Origin of the sequence: Caballeronia sordidicola, assembly GCF_001544455.2 — a bacterium.
GTDB classification, from domain to species: Bacteria; Pseudomonadota; Gammaproteobacteria; order Burkholderiales; family Burkholderiaceae; genus Caballeronia; species Caballeronia sordidicola.
Genome location: NZ_FCOC02000033.1, coordinates 1 through 14,972, shown reverse-complemented (window position 1 = coordinate 14,972; position 14,972 = coordinate 1). Strand labels below are relative to the sequence as shown.

General features: G+C 59.4%; 17 protein-coding genes. 3 read left to right on the top strand and 14 right to left on the bottom strand.

Features of this window, described 5'->3' with window-relative positions; genetic code table 11:
* Positions 1 to 31: 31 nt before the first annotated feature.
* From AWB64_RS29155 to rpe, 8 genes are all read right to left on the bottom strand, one after another.
* Entirely contained in the window at positions 32 to 808 is a 777-nt protein-coding gene (locus AWB64_RS29155) for a uracil-DNA glycosylase (protein WP_060858892.1), read from the bottom strand.
* Complete coding sequence (locus AWB64_RS29150; protein ID WP_060858891.1) at positions 805 to 1,461, bottom strand: CYTH domain-containing protein; 657 nt, start codon at positions 1,459 to 1,461, stop codon at positions 805 to 807. The genes AWB64_RS29155 and AWB64_RS29150 overlap by 4 nt, the downstream gene beginning before the upstream one ends.
* A gap of 21 nt (positions 1,462 to 1,482) precedes the next feature.
* A complete protein-coding gene (gene trpC, locus AWB64_RS29145) occupies positions 1,483 to 2,268 on the bottom strand; it encodes an indole-3-glycerol phosphate synthase TrpC (protein ID WP_060858890.1) in 786 nt (261 codons plus the stop codon).
* Positions 2,269 to 2,279: 11 nt separating this feature from the next.
* Entirely contained in the window at positions 2,280 to 3,311 is a 1,032-nt protein-coding gene (gene trpD, locus AWB64_RS29140; protein ID WP_060858924.1) for an anthranilate phosphoribosyltransferase, read from the bottom strand.
* A gap of 14 nt (positions 3,312 to 3,325) precedes the next feature.
* Complete coding sequence (locus AWB64_RS29135; protein ID WP_060858889.1) at positions 3,326 to 3,910, bottom strand: aminodeoxychorismate/anthranilate synthase component II; 585 nt, start codon at positions 3,908 to 3,910, stop codon at positions 3,326 to 3,328.
* A gap of 14 nt (positions 3,911 to 3,924) precedes the next feature.
* Entirely contained in the window at positions 3,925 to 5,421 is a 1,497-nt protein-coding gene (trpE, locus tag AWB64_RS29130; RefSeq protein WP_060858888.1) for an anthranilate synthase component I, read from the bottom strand.
* A gap of 411 nt (positions 5,422 to 5,832) precedes the next feature.
* Positions 5,833 to 6,582, bottom strand: coding sequence for a phosphoglycolate phosphatase (locus AWB64_RS29125; protein ID WP_060858887.1), 750 nt, complete (start codon positions 6,580 to 6,582; stop codon positions 5,833 to 5,835).
* Positions 6,579 to 7,274, bottom strand: a complete 696-nt coding sequence (gene rpe / locus AWB64_RS29120; RefSeq protein ID WP_060858886.1) for a ribulose-phosphate 3-epimerase — start codon at positions 7,272 to 7,274, stop codon at positions 6,579 to 6,581. Before rpe ends, AWB64_RS29125 begins: the two co-directional genes overlap by 4 nt.
* Before the next feature lie 290 nt (positions 7,275 to 7,564).
* On the opposite strand from rpe, the gene apaG reads away from it, so the two are divergent.
* On the top strand, positions 7,565 to 7,939 hold the full coding sequence (apaG, locus tag AWB64_RS29115; RefSeq protein ID WP_060858885.1) for a Co2+/Mg2+ efflux facilitator ApaG/CorD: 375 nt from the start codon (positions 7,565 to 7,567) through the stop codon (positions 7,937 to 7,939).
* A gap of 16 nt (positions 7,940 to 7,955) precedes the next feature.
* On the opposite strand, the gene AWB64_RS32580 is transcribed toward apaG, so the two are convergent.
* Positions 7,956 to 8,078: a hypothetical protein gene (locus AWB64_RS32580; protein WP_279616273.1), complete on the bottom strand. Its 123-nt coding sequence runs from the start codon at positions 8,076 to 8,078 to the stop codon at positions 7,956 to 7,958.
* Here AWB64_RS32580 and mltA point away from each other — a divergent pair.
* Positions 8,077 to 9,243: a murein transglycosylase A gene (mltA, locus tag AWB64_RS29110; RefSeq protein ID WP_060858884.1), complete on the top strand. Its 1,167-nt coding sequence runs from the start codon at positions 8,077 to 8,079 to the stop codon at positions 9,241 to 9,243. The two genes, AWB64_RS32580 and mltA, sit on opposite strands and share 2 nt — an antisense overlap.
* Positions 9,244 to 9,297: 54 nt before the next feature.
* Here mltA and paaK read toward each other — a convergent pair whose 3' ends face one another.
* The 4 genes from paaK to paaN form a co-directional block, all read right to left on the bottom strand.
* Positions 9,298 to 10,602: a phenylacetate--CoA ligase PaaK gene (paaK, locus tag AWB64_RS29105; RefSeq protein ID WP_060858883.1), complete on the bottom strand. Its 1,305-nt coding sequence runs from the start codon at positions 10,600 to 10,602 to the stop codon at positions 9,298 to 9,300.
* A 90-nt stretch (positions 10,603 to 10,692) separates the two neighbouring features.
* On the bottom strand, positions 10,693 to 11,124 hold the full coding sequence (gene paaI, locus AWB64_RS29100; protein WP_060858882.1) for a hydroxyphenylacetyl-CoA thioesterase PaaI: 432 nt from the start codon (positions 11,122 to 11,124) through the stop codon (positions 10,693 to 10,695).
* A gap of 34 nt (positions 11,125 to 11,158) precedes the next feature.
* Positions 11,159 to 11,956 (bottom strand): 2-(1,2-epoxy-1,2-dihydrophenyl)acetyl-CoA isomerase PaaG, encoded by a 798-nt coding sequence (paaG, locus tag AWB64_RS29095; protein ID WP_060858881.1) that lies wholly within the window; start codon positions 11,954 to 11,956, stop codon positions 11,159 to 11,161.
* Between the two features lie 118 nt (positions 11,957 to 12,074).
* Complete coding sequence (gene paaN, locus AWB64_RS29090; protein WP_060858880.1) at positions 12,075 to 13,784, bottom strand: phenylacetic acid degradation protein PaaN; 1,710 nt, start codon at positions 13,782 to 13,784, stop codon at positions 12,075 to 12,077.
* Positions 13,785 to 13,914: 130 nt separating this feature from the next.
* Between paaN and AWB64_RS29085 the strand changes: the two genes are divergently transcribed.
* On the top strand, positions 13,915 to 14,691 hold the full coding sequence (locus tag AWB64_RS29085; protein WP_060858879.1) for an enoyl-CoA hydratase: 777 nt from the start codon (positions 13,915 to 13,917) through the stop codon (positions 14,689 to 14,691).
* Here the strand turns inward: AWB64_RS29085 and AWB64_RS32105 are convergent.
* Positions 14,678 to 14,972 (bottom strand): hypothetical protein (locus AWB64_RS32105; RefSeq protein WP_208603333.1); only part of this gene is annotated, 295 nt, incomplete at its 5' end. The genes AWB64_RS29085 and AWB64_RS32105 overlap by 14 nt on opposite strands.

The following is a 14,972-nucleotide window of genomic DNA, read 5'->3' as shown; positions in this document are numbered from 1 at the left end:
TCATGACATAGCGGGCTTTTTTGTTGACGCTTCAGTCTGGCAAATCAGGCAAACGCCAGTCGATAACCGGCCGTCCATGTTCTTCCAGATAAGCATTCGCCGAAGCGAAATGCCCGCAGCCCAAAAAGCCGCGATGCGCCGATAACGGCGACGGATGCGGCGCCTCAAGCACGCAATGCGCTTTTCCCGCCGTCACCGCCGACGCAATCAACCCGCGCTTCGCCTGCGCATGCGCGCCCCAGAGCATGAACACGAGATGCTCGTGGCGCATCGCGAGTTCGTGAATCAGCGTGTCGGTGCAATGTTCCCAGCCGCGTTTGGCGTGGCTGCCGGCTTTATCGCGTTCCACGGTCAGCGACGTGTTCAGCAGCAGCACGCCTTGCTGCGCCCAGGCATCGAGGCAACCGTGATTGGGCGCGGCGAAGCCAAGGCTGGCGCTGATTTCCTTGAAGATATTGCGCAGCGAAGGCGGCGGCCGAACCGGCGCCGGCACGGAAAACGCCAGACCATGCGCTTGCGGCGCGCCCCGATCTTCGCCGTGATACGGATCTTGTCCGAGGATCACGACTTTCACGTCGGCGGGACTCGTCAGGCGCAGCGCACGAAAGACATCGGCGGGATACACGGTCTTGCCGGCGGCGCGTTCATTGTCAACGAACGCGCATAACGCGGCGTAATGCGGGCTGCCGATAAACGCCTTCAGATGCTTGCGCCAATCAGCCGGCAACGCGGCGAACTGGCTTTCGAGCGATGTGAACGGGTGATTTTTCGAAGCGTCTTCTGCCTCGAACAACGACGCCTGATTCATTTCACGCCACCGTTCGAACCTTCCGCTTTCGGATTGCACAATTCGTAGCCACGTTGCGCCTTGCTCGCGTTTTCGGGCTGGAGGTAGAGGAATGCGCCGCGCATCTGGGCGGCGAGGTTCGTCAGGCCGGCTTCTTCGCCGGACTTGAGTTCGAGTTCGAGTTCGCTGATTGGCGTGGTGCGGCGTGCGCCATTGATATCCGTGATGACTTCCCCGAGATCCAGGACCGCTTCGATTCTCGCGCCGTCGATTTCGACGTTCCAGATCACACGGTCGAAATCGGTCCGGAAAAGTGCCGTCAATTCCGGCGCCGCATTACGGAGTGCGTTGCGCGCGTGCTCGTCGTCGCAATGTTCGAGCAGCTTGTCCACTTCGAGCGCTTCGCCCGCGACGGGCATTTCCCATTCGTGCCGGCTATGCATTCCATCCGCCGATTCCCCCGCCGTCTTGTACGTCTGCAGCCATTGACCCGGCGCACCTCGCAAACGCAGTGCGCTTTTCGCCTTGGCGAGCGCGCGATTGGCGGTATCGAAATAAACGTTTGTCAGATGGATTTTTTGACCTTCCTGACCGGTTCGTTTCGTCAGATCCTTAGCAATTTCATCATGGTTCGACGTTGGCAGCGCCAGCTTGATCTCGCGTTCGATACTCAAAATAAACTCCGTGCAACAGCGTCAGAAGAACATTCGCGCCAGTTCGGTACCGGGGTCGTCGGCGCGCATGAACGCTTCGCCGACCAGGAACGTCTGCACGTCCATTGATTGCAGCCGCTCTACATCCGCGCGCGACAAAATGCCGGATTCGGTCACCACAATACGCTCTTGCGGCACCATTTCCAGCATGCCGATGGTTGTTTCTATCGACGTTTCAAAGGTGCGGAGGTTCCGGTTATTTATGCCAATCAGCGGTGTTTTCAACGTGAGCGCCTGCATGAGCTCGCCCTGATCGTGGACTTCCACGAGCACAGCCAGACCCAGCGAATGGGCGTACGCTTCGAGATCGCTCATTTGCGCCGGCTGCAGGGCGGCTGCAATCAACAAGATGCAATCGGCGCCCATCGCGCGGGCTTCGAGGATTTGATACGGATCCACAATGAAGTCCTTGCGCAGAACCGGCAAGCTGCACGCGGCGCGCGCTTCTTCCAGATACGCCACGCTGCCCTTGAAGAACTGCACGTCTGTCAGCACCGACAAACACGCGGCGCCGCCCCGTTCGTATGATTTCGCGATATCGGCGGGGATGAAATTTTCGCGCAGCACGCCCTTTGACGGGCTCGCTTTCTTCACTTCGGCGATAACCGCGGCTTTGCCCTCTGCGTGCCTGGCGCGCAAGGCACCGACAAAGTCGCGCGAGTCGCGCGCACTCGCCTGCAAACGCAACTCTTCAACCGAAACGCTTTCTTGCGAAAGCCGGATTTCGTCGCGCTTGACCTGGATGATGCGATCGAGAATGTCACTCATGTTGGGTTCCGTTATTTGGCGAACTGCTGTGTGAATCGCACGAGTTCATCGACTTTTTCACGCGCCCGACCGTTCGCGATCACTTCCTTCGCGAGCCGCATGCCATCTTCAATCGATTCCGCCACGTTCGCGGCATACAGCGCCGTGCCCGCGTTCAGCGTGACGATTTCGCGCGCAACGCAAGGCTTGTTGTTGAGCGCGCCAAGCAGCATGGCTTTCGATTCCTGCGCATCGGCTACTTTAAGCGTCCGGTTCGACACCATCTGCAAGCCGAAATCCTCGGGATGAATCTCGTACTCGCGCACTTCGCCGTCGCGCAGTTCGCCCACGACCGTCGCCGCGCCCAGCGAGACCTCATCCATGCCGTCCTTACCGTACACGACCAGCACGTGCTTGGCCCCGAGACGCTGCATCACGCGAACCTGGATGCCGACGAGATCCTCGTGAAACACGCCCATCAACTGATTCGGTGCGCCCGCCGGATTGGTCAGCGGCCCGAGAATGTTGAAGATGGTCCGAACGCCGAGTTCCCGACGCACCGGCGCAATGTTCTTCATGGCCGGATGATGGTTCGGCGCGAACATGAACCCCATGCCTGTTTCAGCGATGGATTGCGCCACGTGCTCCGGCTGCAGATCGATATTCACGCCGAGCGCCTCGAGCACGTCCGCGCTGCCCGATTTACTCGATACCCCGCGATTTCCGTGCTTCGCGACCTTCGCACCGGCTGCTGCCGTCACGAACATGGTGGCCGTCGAGATGTTGAAGGTGTGTGATCCGTCGCCGCCCGTGCCCACTATATCCACGAGATTCTCGCTGTCCGGCACGGTCACGTGATTCGCAAATTCGCGCATCACGGTCGCCGCCGCAGCAATCTCGCCGATGGTTTCCTTCTTCACGCGCAATCCCGTGATGATCGCGGCGGACATCACCGGCGACATCTCGCCGCGCATGATCGTGCGCATCAGATGAAGCATTTCATCGTGAAAAATCTCGCGATGCTCAATGGTCCGTTGCAGCGCTTCCTGGGCCGTAATGGTCATGTTCTGATCCCGGTTCACGTGCGTTCGCCTTGCTTCGCGTGCTTGATGAAGTTTTCGAGCAGCGCGTGACCGTGTTCGGACAGGATCGATTCCGGGTGGAACTGGACGCCTTCGACCGCGAGTTCCTTGTGACGCACGCCCATGATTTCGCCGTCGGGCGTCCACGCCGATACTTCCAGGCAATCCGGCAGCGATTCGCGCTCGATCGCGAGCGAGTGATAACGCGTCACACTAAAATGTTTCGGCAAGTCGGCAAACACGCCGCGGCAGTCCGTTTCGATCGTGCTGACCTTGCCGTGCATGATGGTTTGCGCGCGGACCACGCGGCCGCCGAATGCTTCGCCAATGGCCTGATGACCCAGGCACACGCCAAGAATGGGAATCTGGCCGGAAAACTCGCGCAGCACGTCGAGCGTAATGCCAGCGTGTTGGGGATTGCTCGGTCCAGGCGAAAGGCAAATCCGCTCGGGATTCAGTTTCGCGATTTCACTGAGGGTAATTTCGTCGTTGCGGAACGTCCGCACGTCCTCGCCCAGTTCGCCGAAATACTGGACCAGGTTATAGGTGAACGAATCGTAGTTGTCGATCATCAGCAGCATGGTCTTTCTCCGGATCAGAAGTCGCTATCGAGGCCGTCTTGCACTTGCTCGGCGGCGCGCAAAACCGCACGCGCCTTGTTCTCCGTTTCCTGCCATTCGGATTCGGGCACCGAATCCGCGACCACGCCGGCGGCGGCCTGCACGTACAAATTGCCCTTGTGGATCAGGCCTGTGCGAATTGCGATGGCCAGGTCCATTTCGCCCGTGAACGACAGATAACCGCAAGCGCCGCCATACAGGCCGCGTTTCACCGGCTCCAGTTCGTCGATGATTTCCATCGCCCGCACTTTCGGCGCGCCCGAAAGCGTGCCGGCGGGGAAGGTCGCGCGCAGCACGTCGAAGTTCGTCGTACCGGGTTTCAGCTTGCCTTCCACCGAACTCACGATGTGCTGAACATGCGAATATTTTTCGATCGCCAGCTTGTCCGTCACGATCACCGAGCCGGTCTGTGCAATCCGGCCGACGTCGTTTCGTGCCAGATCGATCAGCATGACGTGCTCGGCCACTTCCTTCGGGTCGTTCAGCAACTCGGTTGCGAGTTCGGCGTCGCGCTCGGGCGTATTGCCGCGCGGCCGCGTGCCGGCGAGCGGACGGATGGTGACAATGCGTTCTTCGCCGCGCTTTTCCTGGCGCACCAGAATTTCCGGCGACGCTCCAACCACGTGAAATTCGCCGCCGAAGTTGTAGTAGTACATATACGGCGACGGATTCAGCGAACGCAACGCGCGATACAGCGAAAGCGGGTTATCGCGGAACGGCTTGACGAGGCGCTGGCCGACCTGAACCTGCATCAACTCGCCCGCCGCGATATATTCCTTCGCTTTCCTCACGGCGTTCAGATAATCGTCTTTCGCAAACTCGCGATACGTCTCCGTCCGCACGCTCGCCGACGTTACCGGCGGCTGCACGGTCGTACGCAAACGCGCACGCAACTCGCGCAGGCGCTGCTTGGCCCTGGTATAGGCCTCGGGCGCGGTGGGATCGGCGTAGACAATGAGATACAGCTTGCCGGCGAGGTTGTCGATAACCGCCATTTCCTCGGTCAGCAGCAACTGGATATCCGGCAAGCCGAGATCGTCACGCGGGGCCGAGTGCGCCAGCTTTTTCTCGATATAACGCACGGCGTCATAGCCGAAATACCCTGCCAGACCGCCGCAAAAACGCGGTAATCCCGGACGTTGGGCGATCTTGAACCGCTTCTGGAATGTTTCGATAAACGTCAGCGGATCAACTTCGCTCGTTTCGATGACCTGCCCATCTTTCACTACTTCCGACACGCCGTTCTGCACGCGGATCATCGTGCGCGCCGGCAGGCCGATGAACGAATAGCGGCCGAAGCGCTCGCCGCCCACCACGGATTCCAGCAGGAACGAGTTAGCGCCATTGCGCTCGGACTGCGCGAGCTTGAGATAAAGCGAAAGCGGCGTTTCGAGGTCGGCAAGCGCCTCGGCGCTCATCGGAATACGGTTGAAACCTTCATTCGCCAGCGATTGGAATTCGAGTTCGGTCATGTTCTGATCCTTTGCGTGTCGCTCGTTGGTTTTTGCGACATCGGGCACTTATTGGGGCGCTGCGGAAACTCTGCCGCGCGGCGCGAACCCGCTTGGATTGGTGCGTCGGCTGGGGGCCTCACGCGCTGCATGTCCGATTATCAGGTCTCAAGGCCGTTCACGAAACCGTGAGGCGCGAGAGGCAAGAGAAAAATCGGGCGCGGCGGGTGATGCGCATTGAGCCGGGCATCAAAAGGTAAAACAAGTCAGCGGGATCGGCGCGCGGAGTGCGCAGCGAAACAAAAAACGGTTGCCGAAGACACGCTTCAGCGGACCTCGGGCGAGGTTAGCGCGACCAGCGACGCCAGGGCCAGGCTCCCCGGTCGATGCTGCTCAGACGCCGTTTTTTGTTCAGAAACATGAGGGAATGAACTATTCAGTCTGTATTGTCGCGCCGGATGCATCGGGCGCGGCCATGGTTGCTGCTATTGCCTGTGCGGCAGCCAGCAGGGAAGAAACTATACCATCGGATTTTATGAGGTGCACGGGTTTGCCGTGGTTGTATCCGTAAGGCACCGTAAGCGTCGCCATACCGGCTGCACGGCCCGCCAGCGCGTCGTTCTCCGAATCCCCGATAGCAACCGCTTCCCGCGGCAGAACGTCAAGACGTTCGCAGGCAATCAGCATGGGCGCGGGATCGGGTTTCTTCTGCGGGACCGAGTCGCCACCAAGCACGACCTTGAAGTATTCTGCCAGGCCGAATTTGGTGAGCAGTTCCACCGCGAACCGGTGCGGCTTGTTGGTCACGCACGCGAGCGGCAAGCCGAGATTTCGCAGCGCCTTCAGCCCTTCCGTCACCTCCGGAAACAGCGTCGCGCGCTGTCCGTTGATGCGCGCGTATTCCGTCTGATAGATCGCGAGGGCGTCGTCGAATCTGGTGTTTGCTTCCAGCGCGGAAAAGCGCACGGCCAAGACGCTGCGGATCAGATTCTCCGAACCCTTGCCAATATACGCGGTCACTTCGTCCCGGTCAGTCGCTTTCGTGCCGATGCGCGCGAGCATGCCGTTGAGCGCCGCGGTGAAATCGTCTGCGGTATCGACCATGGTGCCGTCCAGGTCGATGATCGCCGCCCGCAACGTCTTGTTGGTAAATGCCGGAAGCTCGGCGGTAAGTTCGCTCATCGTGCATCCCCGGTGTTCACTTTCGCCAATTCCGCGCGCATCTTGCCGATGATTTCGCTGTAGTCATGGTGGCCGAAGATTGCCGATCCCGCCACGAACGTGTCCGCACCGGCTTCGGCGATTTCGCGGATGTTCTCGATCTTTACTCCGCCGTCTACTTCGAGATGGATTTCCCTTCCGGTCCGCTCGCGATATTCGTCGATTCGCCGGCGCGCTTCGCGCAGCTTGGTGAGCGCTTCGGGAATGAAGGACTGGCCGCCGAAACCCGGATTCACCGACATGATCAGCACCAGATCGACCTTGTCCATCACGTAATCAAGATGACTCAGCGAGGTCGCCGGGTTGAAAACCAGGCCAGCTTTACAGCCGTGATCGCGGATCAGCGAAAGCGTCCGGTCAATATGATCCGAACCTTGCGGGTGAAAACTGATCACATTCGCACCGGCTTCGGCGAAGTCCGGCACGATACGATCCACCGGACGCACCATCAAATGCACGTCGATAGGCACGGTCGTGTGCGGCCGCAGCGCCTTGCAGACCATGGGCCCGATTGTCAGATTCGGCACGTAATGGTTGTCCATTACGTCGAAATGGATCCAGTCCGCGCCGGCGGCGACCACATTGCGCACCTCTTCACCGAGAATGGCGAAGTCGGCGGACAAGATACTGGGGGACAAGCGGAATTGCGTCATGACGTCGGCCGGTTGCGAGCGGGAAACGCATTTTACCGCGACGCGACGTTTTTGACCGCTGACCGAATGGCTAACGCGTGCGGCCCGCGCCTGCGCTTTTCCCCGTCACGGTACTACTCCGGCGGGGTTTCAAAGGCATGACAAAGCCCTTGCGAAGCGCCGCGTTCTGTTGCGGGCGCTGGCTGCATGAAGCAGAATGCGTCACCTGACGTTCACGCAAATTCGCGTAACCGCGCGGTCGCCGGCCTTCAGGCCGCACCGCGCTCAGCACATCTTGAATTGGAAAAGCGATGAGCCAGTATGAATTCAGTGTATCGGTCCAGACGCAATATCTTCCTGACCAATCAGAACCGGATGCTCACCAGTTTGCGTTCGCGTACACGCTGACCATCCGGAATACCGGTCAGGTTGCCGCGCAGTTGATCTCGCGGCACTGGATAATCACGGATAGTGAAAACGTGGTTCAGGAAGTGAAAGGGCTGGGCGTGGTGGGCAATCAGCCGTTATTGCCGCCGGGCGAAAAATTCGAGTACACAAGCTGGGCCGTGATCGCGACGCCAGTTGGCACCATGCGCGGTTCGTATTTTTGTGTGGCCGAGGACGGCGAGCGTTTCGAGGCGCCTATTGCCGAGTTCGCGCTGCACATGCCGCGCACGCTGCATTGAAAAGCGTTGCGCGCTCCTAGCGCCTGTTTTTCTTTTTGCCGGACGCCGTCCACGCGACGATAAAAACCAGCAAAAGCAGCGCCACGAGTGACTCGAGCGCAAAAACAAGCATTGGATATTCGTCGAATAGATCTGACATGGCGGTTCCCATCAAGAACGAACATTGTAAGCGTTTCACCTTCTCGGCCGCCGGATTGGCGGCTTGGGCCCTCTCCATCACCACGGCCGTTTTGCTCGCGTCATGCGGTGGAGGCGGCGCGATCAAATCCGGATATCAAGCCCCGCCAACCGGCGCGCCGATCATCACGGGGCAGCGAGCGGCCAACCGGCTGACCGCCGTGAGCTGGCAGCAGGTTCCTGGCTGGCAAGACGATTCCCTGCTGGGCGCAACCGCGGCGATGCGTCAGAACTGCAGCCGGCTTGCGCAACAGCCTACATGGCGGCGCGCGTGCGCAGCGGCCCAACGGCTCGACGATCTCGACATGAATGCCGCCCGGGAATTCTTCGAGGCTTACTTCACACCGTTCCAGTTGGCCAACACCGACGGTACGCTGGATGGCCTCGTGACCGGTTATTACGAGCCGTTGCTGCGGGGTTCGCGCACGCGGCATGGGCCGTATCAATACGCGTTGTATCGTTGGCCTTATCGATTCAAAGCGGGCACATCATTGCCGACGCGCGCCCAACTCGAAAGCTCGGGCGTGTTGAACGGCAATGAGCTGGTGTGGGTCGATGACCCGATCGAGGCGTTTTTCCTCCAGGTCCAGGGCTCGGGACAGGTTGTGATGGAAGATGGCACGACAATGCGCGTCGGTTTCGGTGGAACAAACAACCAGCCGTACAAATCAATTGGCCGCGAACTGCTGGATCGGCGCGAACTGACGCCTGCGCAGGCCACGATGCAGGGCATCAAGGCCTGGGCGAAAGCGAATCCCGCGCGCGTCGATGCGTTGCTCGACGTGAATCCGCGCTTCGTGTTTTTCCGCGAGATGCCGGGAACGGAAACGCTCGCCGCGGGCGTGGGGACCGGGCCAGTTGGCGCATTGGGCGTTCCGCTCACGCCGGAGCGGTCGATTGCAGTCGATCCATCGTCGATCCCGTTGGGAACGCCGGTTTTCCTTCAGACCACGCGTCCTTTGAGCAACTCCCCGATGAACCGGCTCGTGTTTGCCCAGGACACCGGCAGCGCGATCAAAGGCGGCGTGCGCGCGGACTATTTCTGGGGGCTGGGCGATGATGCGGGAGATCTCGCCGGCCGGATGAAGCAAGGTGGCCGCATGTGGTTGCTGCTGCCGAATTCTTAGGAATTGCGCAGCCGTTCCTTGGTGAACGGCTGCTTGCTGATGCGGATTCGAAGATCAGGTTACAGCGTTGCGCCGGTCGATCACCCGTCGCGCCTTTCCGACCGAGCGTTCGATCCCGTTCACATCCAGCAACCGGATCACTGCGCTCACACCAATCAACGCTTTTATGTCGCAAGCAAGCGCAGCGCTGGCTTGATTGAGCAAGACGGCGTCAGGTGCTGTCTCGGGACAAGGTTCGATATTCAGCGTGAGCACGTCGAGCGGTCCTTCCTTGGTCAGCACGATTTGATAGTGCGGCGCCAGCGCGTGTTGCCTGAGTAATAGCTCCTCGATCTGCGTCGGGAAAACATTCACGCCTCTCACGATCATCATGTCGTCCGAGCGGCCAGTGATTTTTTCCATTCGCCGCATGGTCCGCGCGGTTCCAGGCAGAAGGCGGGTGAGATCGCGCGTCCGGTAGCGGATGATCGGTAACGCTTCCTTTGTCAGCGACGTGAATACGAGTTCGCCCAACTCGCCGTCCGGCAGTACTTCGCCCGTATCCGGATCGATGATTTCCGGATAGAAGTGATCTTCCCAGATCGTTGGACCATCCTTCGTTTCTACGCATTCCGATGCTACGCCCGGTCCCATGACTTCCGACAGTCCGTAGATGTCCACTGCATCTATGCCCATGCGTTTCTCTATGGCGGCGCGCATATCGTTGGTCCACGGTTCAGCGCCGAAAATTCCGATTCGCAGCGAACAGTCGGCCGGATGAACGCCCTGGCGCTCGAGTTCGTCGGCAATGGACAGCATGTAGCTGGGCGTCACCATGATGATGTCGGGGCGGAAATCCTGAATGAGCTGAACTTGCTTCTCGGTCTGGCCGCCGCCGAACGGAATGACGGTCAGGCCGGCCCGCTCGGCGCCGTAATGGGCGCCGAGGCCGCCGGTAAAGAGGCCGTATCCATAACTGACATGCACCTTGTCGCCACGTCTCGCGCCGGCTGCGCGAATGGAGCGAGCGACAAGATCTGACCATGTGTCGATGTCCTTTGCCGTATAGCCCACGACCGTTGGCTTTCCCGTTGTTCCCGACGAAGCGTGAATCCGTGAAATTTGATCATGCGGGACGGCGAACATGCCGTACGGATAGTTATCGCGGAGATCCTTTTTTGTCGTGAAGGGAAAGCGCGCGATGTCGGCGAGACTCTTGACGTCATCCGGATGCACGCCCGCCTCGTCGAACTTGCGCCTATATACCGGCGAATTCTCGTACGCGTGCGCGATCGACCATTTGAGTCGTTCAAGCTGCAACGCGGTAAGTTCGTCGCGGCTTGCTGTCTCTATTGGGTCCAGTGGAAGCGGGGCGGTCATGGAATGTCTCCTTCCAGTTTTCTAGTCGTCTATTTGCAACCCGAATGGAATTTGCCGGGCGCTATGTTGTTTGAGTGGTTATGCCGCAGTTCAGGGTTTTACGGGAACGAGGTTGCCCTTGATCTGGGACGACTTGCCCCGGAACATGGCGACTGTTTCTTCGTCACGATTCGTCACCCGGATGTCGTAGATTCCCGTCCTTCCCGTGAGCGATTGTTCGATTGCCTCAGCAGTCAACATGTCGCCGCTCTTGACAGCCCGCAAGAATTCGATTGAGCAGCCGGCTGCAACCGTGTTGATGTTGTATGAGTTGCAAGCGAAAGCAAATGTTGAATCGGCCAGCGTGAAAATCAGTCCGCCGTGACAAATGCCGTGACCGTTGAGAAAGTCATCTCGCACGTTCATTTGCATGCGCGCGTAGCCTGGGCGCACTTCTTTCAGTTCGAGGCCGAGCGCGCGACTACATGCGTCCGCTTCGTACATGGCTTGCGCGGATGCATCGGCAAGTTCCTGAGGCGTCATGGCTGCCCTCTCCAAAATCAATGCGATTGGTTTTTCAAAGACCTTCGAATCGTGGTGGGCGCTTTTCCTTGAATGCAGCGACACCCTCTGCGTAATCGTGCGAGTCGCCGAGTTCGCGCTGAACGTCGCGTTCGAGGTCAAGCTGCTGATCCAGCGTGTTGTTGGCGGCGGCACGGATTGCGTGTTTGATCGCCGCGATCGCCTTTGCCGGTTGCTGCGCGAGCTGCGCTGCGAGTGCCTGCGCGGCGCTCGGCAGATCGGCGTCGTCCACAACCTTCCAGACCAGACCCCATGCGTGCGCTTGCTCCGCGCCCAGCTTGTCGCCAGTCAGCGCAAGGCCCATGGCGCGCGCTTCGCCCACGCGTCTTGGCAGCAGCCACGTGCCGCCGGAATCCGGCACCAGGCCAATCTTCACGAAAGCCTGGACGAAGCTCGCGGAACGTGCTGCTACGATCAGGTCGCAAGCCATCGCCAGATTGGCGCCTGCGCCCGCCGCCGTTCCATTCACTGCAGCAATGACCGGCAGACGTGACGCCTGCAGACGACGCACGAGCGGATTGAAATACTGATTGATCAGCGCACCCAGATTTGTCATTGCGCCGGGCGTGAAGTCCAGGTCGGCAAGATCCTGTCCCGCGCAAAAACCACGGCCCGCGCCGGTGATCACGAGCGCACGGGCGTGACTTCCTTCAATTTCATCGAGCGCCCGGCTCAATGCCTCGTGCATGGTCCGCGTGAAGCTATTCAGTTTCTCAGGACGATTCAAGGTCAACGTGGCCACGTGCGTGTTGTCGTCTATGTCGATGACAATCGAGTTGTTGTGGTCGGACATGAAGTCTCCTTTGGCTGCCTGTGTGAATACCCATGCCTTCGATACTAATCGCGCCCGGCGCCGGTTTCCATTCGGCCGAATGGCCTATGAGTTGACGCGGCTCCGGGAACCGCCGGGACTAGGCCGTTTGGCCGACTGTTGGCGCTGCGGCCTTTGGCGCAACATGGGCTCTGCTTTGAACGACGCGGAAGCGATTGGCGACAAACGCGGCGTCCGACAGTGCCGCGTTCGCTGCAGGATTGGCGCCCGTGCCGTGGAAGTCCGAATACGCTGCCGTCTGATTCACGAAGACGCCGCTCGTCAGGTTGATCGACAAGGCAACGCCGCCATGAATGGCAGTGGCGTAGGCCGCTTCTACGACTGCATCGTCCGTGCTGTAAATGGAAAAAGTCAAGGCGCCATGTTCGGCGGCAATGGATCCGGCCAGTTCGAGCGATTGCGCTGTCGAATCCGTGGCAATGACAAACGAAATTGGACCGAACCACTCGCGGGTAAAGTTCTTGGCGTCAGCGTGCACGTCGAGCTTCAGCATCAGGGGCGAGCGCACTCGGGCATCGGGGAATACAGGATGAGCAAGCGATTGAGTATCGGTAAGCACTTCGCCCAGTTGCCGGGCTTCGGCAATACGGCTCATCACGCCTTCGTTTTGTATCGCGCCGGTCAATTCAACAGCGCGGGCGGGATCCGCAACCAGCTTTTCGACGGCGGCCGCGAGCGCCTTCGCAACTTCGTCAAAGCTCATCTGGCCTTCGCTCGTGCGAATGCCGTCACGAGGGACGTAGATGTTTTGCGGCGCCGTGCACATCTGCCCGGAGTAAAGCGCAAGGGAGAAGGCGATGTTGCTGGCAACGGCTTTGATGTTGTCGACGGAATCAATCACGATCTGGTTCACGCCGGCCTTTTCCGTATAGACCTGGGCCTGATGCGCGTTGCATTCGAGCCAGTTGCCGTTTTGCGTGCTGCCAGTGAAGTCGATGATCTTGATCTCCGGACGCAGAGCAAGATCCTGCACGAGGGGACCGTCGTTCCCTCCCGTGGCCAGAAGCGTGATCACGTTGGGGTCGAATCCGGCCTCACGCAAAACTTCGCGTGCAATGCGGACAGTGATGGCGAGAGGCAAGATTGCACCCGGATGCGGCTTGACGATTACAGTATTTCCCGTGGCCAGGTCGGCGAACATGCCGGGATAACCGTTCCAGGTTGGGAACGTGCAGCATCCGAGTACGAGACCGGTGCCGCGCGGTACTACAGTAAATTGCTTATGCATTGCGAGCGGAGGATTCTTGCCCTGGGGCTTTTCCCAGTGAGCATCGGCAGGAATCCGGCGAAGCTGATCCCACGCGTAGGTCACCGCTTCCAGCGCCCGGTCTTGCGCGTGCGGTCCACCTGCCTGGAACGCCATCATGAATGCCTGGCCGGTCGTGTGCATCACGCTGTAACCGATCTCGAAACTGGCCTTGTTCAGCCGCGACAGAATCTCGAGGCTCACGCCAACCCAGGCTGTGGGGCCGGCGGCTCGCCATTGACGTTGCGCGGCAGTGGAGGCAGCAAGCAATGTGTCGATGTCCATTTTCGGATATCGAATCCCCAGCTCGAATCCAAAAGGAGACCGTTCGTTACCCACCGTTTCACCACTGAAGGGCTGATCCAGCTCGAAAGGCCGGTTCAGGTGCGCCTTGAAGGCCGCCTCGCCGTCGGAATTCGCTGTTTCACCGTACACTTTGGGACTCGGCATTTCGGAAAACGGGCTCCAATAGCCTCGCGTTGCAATAGCGGCAAGCGCTTGATCAAGCGTTGCTTCGTGCTTCGTGAAGAGCGGATGGGTCATGGCGGCAAAGGGATCAGTGGCGGTAGGGACGCTCGGATAATTAATTAACCGACCGGTTGGTTTGCGAATGTTAGCATTTTCAAGACGCGTGCGCGAAGCGATTTCGCGCGACTTCAAACAGGAGAGGTGAATGTCTTACGAGAATCTGTTGACCGAGGTGCGCGGGCGTGTCGGCCTGATCACATTGAACCGACCGAAAGCGCTCAATGCACTCAATGACGCGCTGATGGATGAACTCGGCGCCGTACTCAAGCAATTCGATGCCGACGAGAACATCGGCGCCATTGTGCTGACCGGCAGCGAAAAGGCGTTCGCAGCGGGCGCGGACATCGGCATGATGGCGAACTACACCTACATGGATACATTCAAAGGTGACTACATCACACGCAATTGGGAAGCTGTGCGCACTGTCCGCAAGCCGATCATCGCGGCTGTTGCCGGATTCGCGCTTGGTGGCGGCTGTGAACTGGCAATGATGTGCGACATCATCATCGCCGCGGATACCGCCAAGTTCGGCCAACCCGAAATCAAGCTTGGCGTGATTCCGGGCGCTGGGGGCACGCAGCGGCTGCCGCGCGCTGTATCGAAGGCGAAGGCAATGGACATGTGTCTGACGGCGCGGATGATGGACGCTGAAGAAGCCGAGCGGGCGGGATTGGTGTCGCGCGTCGTTCCCGCGGCGGCCTTGTTGGACGAAGCCATGCAGGCGGCATCGACAATAGCGGGTTTCTCTCTCCCAGCAGTGATGATGGCGAAGGAATCAGTCAATCGCGCTTATGAATCGACATTGGCGGAAGGGGTTCATTTTGAGCGCCGGATGTTCCATTCGCTGTTTGCAACCGAAGATCAAAAGGAAGGAATGGCTGCGTTTGTCGAGAAGCGGAAACCCGCTTTTAAGCATCGTTAAAATTCTTTTGCTGAAGGACTTGCGCTGAGTTGAAACGGGCACTAGAATTCCGTTCCTTCGCTTCACGACGAGGCGAAGGGAAGCGAGAAAGTGCAGGAGCCGCAGCGTAACAGAGGATGCCGCAGAGCCAAGCAGGACGGGCGTTGCAGCAAAATCGGAAGTCAGGGGTTGAGTAAGAAACCTGTTGACGTAAAGCGAAGAGTTCTACATAATCTCGTTTCTGTGCTGCAAACGCAGCGACGCGAAAGCGGCGGTGTTCCGAGGGTTGGAATGCTGGTGTT

Coding starts and splice junctions, on each gene's coding strand:
- paaK (WP_060858883.1), bottom strand. CDS start 10,602: ATGACCGCCCCGCTTCCACTGGACCCAATAGAGACAGCAAGCCGCGAC.
- AWB64_RS29125 (WP_060858887.1), bottom strand. CDS start 6,582: ATGAGCGAACTTACCGCCGAGCTTCCGGCATTTACCAACAAGACGTTG.
- mltA (WP_060858884.1), top strand. CDS start 8,077: ATGGCGGTTCCCATCAAGAACGAACATTGTAAGCGTTTCACCTTCTCG.
- paaG (WP_060858881.1), bottom strand. CDS start 11,956: ATGTCCGACCACAACAACTCGATTGTCATCGACATAGACGACAACACG.
- paaI (WP_060858882.1), bottom strand. CDS start 11,124: ATGACGCCTCAGGAACTTGCCGATGCATCCGCGCAAGCCATGTACGAA.
- AWB64_RS32580 (WP_279616273.1), bottom strand. CDS start 8,078: ATGTCAGATCTATTCGACGAATATCCAATGCTTGTTTTTGCGCTCGAG.
- paaN (WP_060858880.1), bottom strand. CDS start 13,784: ATGACCCATCCGCTCTTCACGAAGCACGAAGCAACGCTTGATCAAGCG.
- apaG (WP_060858885.1), top strand. CDS start 7,565: ATGAGCCAGTATGAATTCAGTGTATCGGTCCAGACGCAATATCTTCCT.
- AWB64_RS29135 (WP_060858889.1), bottom strand. CDS start 3,910: ATGCTGCTGATGATCGACAACTACGATTCGTTCACCTATAACCTGGTC.
- trpE (WP_060858888.1), bottom strand. CDS start 5,421: ATGACCGAACTCGAATTCCAATCGCTGGCGAATGAAGGTTTCAACCGT.
- AWB64_RS29155 (WP_060858892.1), bottom strand. CDS start 808: ATGAATCAGGCGTCGTTGTTCGAGGCAGAAGACGCTTCGAAAAATCAC.
- trpC (WP_060858890.1), bottom strand. CDS start 2,268: ATGAGTGACATTCTCGATCGCATCATCCAGGTCAAGCGCGACGAAATC.
- rpe (WP_060858886.1), bottom strand. CDS start 7,274: ATGACGCAATTCCGCTTGTCCCCCAGTATCTTGTCCGCCGACTTCGCC.
- trpD (WP_060858924.1), bottom strand. CDS start 3,311: ATGACCATTACGGCCCAGGAAGCGCTGCAACGGACCATTGAGCATCGC.
- AWB64_RS29085 (WP_060858879.1), top strand. CDS start 13,915: ATGTCTTACGAGAATCTGTTGACCGAGGTGCGCGGGCGTGTCGGCCTG.